At 46.5% G+C, this 4,763-nt stretch carries 5 protein-coding genes; 1 reads left to right on the top strand and 4 read right to left on the bottom strand.

What is annotated here, in order from left to right; translation table 11 throughout:
- Window positions 1-1,008, top strand: a 1,008-nt coding sequence (gdhA, locus tag Q0191_RS09110; RefSeq protein ID WP_297665827.1) for an NADP-specific glutamate dehydrogenase, incomplete at its 5' end; no start/stop codon positions are given.
- Between the two features lie 71 nt (window positions 1,009-1,079).
- Here the strand turns inward: gdhA and Q0191_RS09105 are convergent.
- The 4 genes from Q0191_RS09105 to Q0191_RS09090 form a co-directional block, all read right to left on the bottom strand.
- Entirely contained in the window at window positions 1,080-1,820 is a 741-nt protein-coding gene (locus Q0191_RS09105) for a M15 family metallopeptidase (RefSeq protein ID WP_297665825.1), read from the bottom strand.
- On the bottom strand, window positions 1,817-2,506 hold the full coding sequence (locus Q0191_RS09100) for a histidine phosphatase family protein (protein ID WP_045498873.1): 690 nt from the start codon (window positions 2,504-2,506) through the stop codon (window positions 1,817-1,819). Before Q0191_RS09100 ends, Q0191_RS09105 begins: the two co-directional genes overlap by 4 nt.
- 108 nt (window positions 2,507-2,614) lie before the next feature.
- Window positions 2,615-3,316, bottom strand: coding sequence for a histidine phosphatase family protein (locus Q0191_RS09095; protein ID WP_297665819.1), 702 nt, complete (start codon window positions 3,314-3,316; stop codon window positions 2,615-2,617).
- Window positions 3,317-3,425: 109 nt separating this feature from the next.
- Window positions 3,426-4,763: PFL family protein (locus Q0191_RS09090; protein WP_297665817.1), on the bottom strand; the 1,338-nt coding region annotated here is incomplete at its 5' end.

The raw sequence follows: 4,763 nt of genomic DNA, 5'->3' as shown, positions 1-4,763 counted from the left end.
CAAATCTTTAAAAACGTCTTGACTGGACTTCCAATCGGTGGAGGTAAAGGGGGATCAGACTTTGATCCTAAAGGGAAGACTGATGCTGAAGTCATGCGCTTCTGCCAAAGCTTCATGACTGAATTGCAAAAATACATCGGACCATCACTTGACGTCCCAGCTGGTGATATCGGTGTCGGCGGACGTGAAATTGGTTACCTTTACGGTCAATACAAACGTCTTAACCAATTTGATGCGGGTGTCTTGACTGGTAAACCTCTTGGATTTGGTGGTAGCTTGATCCGTCCAGAAGCAACTGGTTATGGTTTGGTTTACTACACCGAAGAAATGCTCAAAGCTAACGGCAACAGCTTTGCTGGTAAGAAAGTGGTAATTTCAGGTTCTGGTAACGTAGCTCAATACGCTCTTCAAAAAGCGACTGAACTCGGTGCTACTGTTATCTCTGTATCAGACTCAAATGGTTATGTTATTGATGAAAATGGTATCGACTTTGATCTTTTGGTTGATGTTAAAGAAAAACGTCGCGCTCGTTTGACTGAATATGCAGCTGAGAAAGCAACTGCTACTTATCATGAAGGTTCTGTATGGACTTACGCTGGTAACTACGATATCGCCCTTCCATGTGCGACTCAAAATGAAATCAACGGTGAAGCTGCTAAACGTTTGGTTGCTCAAGGCGTTATCTGTGTGTCTGAAGGTGCCAACATGCCAAGCGACCTTGATGCCATCAAAGTTTACAAAGAAAACGGAATCCTTTACGGACCTGCCAAAGCTGCCAACGCTGGTGGTGTAGCTGTATCTGCCCTTGAAATGAGCCAAAACAGCCTTCGCCTCTCATGGACTCGTGAAGAAGTTGACGGCCGTCTCAAAGACATCATGACTAACATCTTCAACACAGCTAAAACAACTGCTGAAACATACGGGCTTGGTACTGACTACCTTGCAGGTGCCAATATCGCTGCTTTTGAAAACGTAGCCAATGCTATGATTGCACAAGGTATTGTTTAAACCCTGAAATTTAAAAATCAGCTTGCCCACTCGAGCAGCTGATTTTTTGTCTATCAATGGATTGTAACAATTTACCAATCCGACTCTTTCAAAAGAGCTAGGTATTCCTCCAAGACCAGATGATGTTTTTGCATATATTGGGCCGACTCTAGGCCAACATAACGATAGTGCCAATTTTCAAAATTCACACCAGTAATATCGCTTTTCCCTTCAGGATAGCGCAGAATAAAGCCGTATTTAGGGGCAATTTCCGCAATCTTATTTGCTACCTCATCATTCTGACCTTCTGGCTCGCTCATATCAATCGCCAAGCCTGTCTGATGCTCACTGGCACCTGGCAGCTGGATCCGCTTTTGCACTTCTTGCTCCGCTTCTTGCCGAGACAGGCCTTCTTCTTCGGCCAAAGCTAGGGCTTCTTCATATAGCTCTGTCTGCTCAGCTCGGCTACGATAGCCCGAAATCAAAGTTTCCTCTGGCGCAATGGCCCGAGCTGCAGCCAAAAATTGTCTAGTATTTTCAGCAATCCGACTATCTACCTGAATATCATCGATTTGGGTCAACTTAGGATGAGACTCTTCCTGTAAATGGCTACGATTGATTAAAGTCAACTCCCAATCATCAACTGACACCTTGGGCAAGTCAGAGGTCCAGACTCCCAAACCACGACTAATAAAAGTTAAGAAGTCTTCATCCATATCTTGCACTCGCAATAGAGCAAACAGCAAACTGATACCAATCCCTAGAAATAAGAGCCTATTTATTAGTCGAAACAGAGAGAGTCTTTTCCTTCTTTCGTGGCGACCTCGTCTCAAGACTTGTCCTCCAGCTCTTTCGCTCCAACTTCACGATAGGACATATCACCGATGGAAACAACTGAAAATTGACCATCTTCATAGTCTACGATGGTCACACTACCATTACCTAGACCATGAGGTTGCATGCGATTAATCAGGTAGACAAAGGTTCCGATGGTCATGCCATGACTAACCACCAAAGCATTGCCACCACCTGCAGCCTCCAACTCCTCAGCAATCTCTGAGAAGCCTTGCCAAATTCGGCCACTGAGTTTTTCCCAATTTTCAGCCCAGCCAGCCGTGTCGACTTCTACTAAACCTTCTGCCAGCTCGGCATAGCTGAGTTGATGCACATGGTCGATATTAAAGACCCTAGGCATGACTCCCATAAAAAGCTCACCATCATAGCCACCATCAAAGCTACCAAAACACCACTCTCGAATGCGCTTGTCAAACCTATAAGGAATCTTTCCAGTCAAGCCCAGCTCTTCCAGAATAATTCCCATGGTCTGAATGGTTCGACCTGAATCACTGGATCTAGCTAGTTTAAAATCAATACCCGCTTTTCGCAAACCTATTCCTAGTTCATGGATGCCACGTTCGCCTTCTGCCGTCAATGGACTATCACTCCAGCCTTGAGCTCGTCCGATTGTATTAAACATCGTTTTGCCATGCCGGATGAGGTATAATCTTGTTTTTGCCATACACTTCCCCCTTATTCTCCTCTCATTATATCACGTTTCTGAAAAAAAGCAGTTTCTAAGATTGAAAGAAGACAGCTCAAGAAAGCTCAATTATTGCCATGCTTTCTTTTAACTGTTTATTTCAGCGTCCAAAATTTTGGCACCAACTTCACGATAGGACACATCTCCCAAGATCTGAATCGTAAATTGCCCTTTTTCATATTCAACAACTGTCACACTACCGTTGTCAACCTCAGGATTTTTGCTAATGGCTTTATCAATCAGATAAGCAAAAGTCCCGATGGTCATACTATGGCTGACAACCAAAGCATTGCCTCCACCAGCGTCCTCCACTTCTTTGGCAATAGCTGTAAATCCAGCTAAAATCCGCCCACTGAGTTGCTCCCATGGCTCAGCCCAGCCAGCCGTATCTACTTCAACCAAGCCGTCCGCCAATTCTGGGAAAGTCAGATCTTTATAATTGTCAGTATCACGTACCCTTGGAATCACTCCACGGAAAAGATCGCCACCATAAGCCCCGTCAAAGCTCCCGAAGCACCACTCTCGAATACGCTTGTCAAACTTATAAGGAATCTTCCCTACCAAATCCAGCTCTTCTAGGATAATCCCCATGGTCTGAATGGTTCGACCAGAGTCGCTCGAGAAAGCCTGGGTAAATTCCAAGCCAGACTCTCTTAGCCCAATCCCTAGTTCACGGATACCACGTTCGCCTTCTTCAGTTAAGGGAGTGTCCGACCAACCCTGAGCTCGACCAATTGTGTTAAACATAGTTTTACCATGCCGGATGATGTATAATTTTGTTTTTGCCATGAATGTCTCCTTTTTAATTAAGGCCACTCGGATAAGGAGTGGCTTATTTGTCTCGCACTTGACTGAGCAAGACAGAGGGAAAGGGGCTGTTTAGACAGACCCCCATTACTTAGTTTTTGAAACTGTGAATTGGCGCAGGAATCTGACCGCCCCGCGCGATAAAGGCAGCTGACGAAGCCTGATTGACTTTCATAACCGGCGCTGTTCCCAAGAGCCCACCAAATTCGATCATATCGCCTTCCTTACCCTTTGGAATAATCCGCACAGCTGTCGTCTTTTGATTAATGACACCAATCGCTGCTTCATCCGCAATCATGGCTGCGATGGTTTCAGCCGGCGTCGCCTCTGGAATGGCAATCATATCCAAGCCTACCGAGCAGATAGCTGTCATAGCTTCTAGCTTTTCTAAATTGAGCGAGCCATTTTGCACAGCCGCAATCATACCCTCGTCTTCTGACACAGGAATGAAAGCACCAGACAGACCACCAACCTGATTGCAGGCCATAACACCGCCTTTTTTGACTTGGTCATTAAGAAGGGCAAGCGCCGCTGTCGTACCATGAGTGCCAACTGTTTCCAAGCCCATTTCTTCCAAGACACGAGCCACTGAATCGCCGACAGCGGGCGTTGGAGCCAGACTCAAATCAACAATCCCGAACTTGACGCCCAGACGCTCGCTGGCCATCTGACCGACCAACTGACCGATACGAGTGATTTTGAAGGCCGTTTTCTTGACCGTTTCAGCCACCACGTCAAAGCTCTCACCACGGACCTTTTCCAAGGCTCGTTTGACAACACCAGGCCCAGAAACACCGACATTGATGACCACATCTGCTTCACCGACACCATGAAAAGCGCCCGCCATGAAAGGATTGTCCTCTACCGCATTGGCAAAGACGACTAGCTTGGCCGCACCCATGTCAGAAAGCTGGGCCGTTTCCTTGATAATCCGCCCCATATCCGCAACTGCCGTCATGTTGATGCCAGTCTTGGTTGAACCGATATTGACAGAAGAACAGACCTTGTCCGTCTCAGCCAAAGCCCGCGGAATGGAATTAATGAGGATTTCGTCCCCTTTTTGATAACCCTTTTGCACCAAGGCAGAGAAGCCACCGATAAAGTCCACACCGATTTCTTTTGCTGCCCGATCCAGAGCATGAGCCAGAGGCAGATAGTCCGTAGCATCCGTAGCTGCCCCAATCAGAGAAATCGGAGTTACGGAGACCCGCTTGTTGACAATGGGAATCCCCAGCTCAGCTGCAATCTCATTTCCAACTGCCACCAGGTCCTTCGCTTTGTTCGTAATTTTTTGGTACACCTTGTCCGCTGCCCGCTCAATATCCGAGTCAATACAGTCCAAGAGAGAAATGCCCATGGTGATAGTCCGAATATCAAAATTCTGCTCCTCAATCATGGCAATGGTTTCTGTAACTTGTCTAATATCCAT

The organism is uncultured Streptococcus sp., from assembly GCF_938036805.1.
Lineage (GTDB): Bacteria > Bacillota > Bacilli > Lactobacillales > Streptococcaceae > Streptococcus.
Note: the sequence above shows the minus strand (reverse complement) of the source record. Positions and strands in the feature narration are given on the sequence as shown.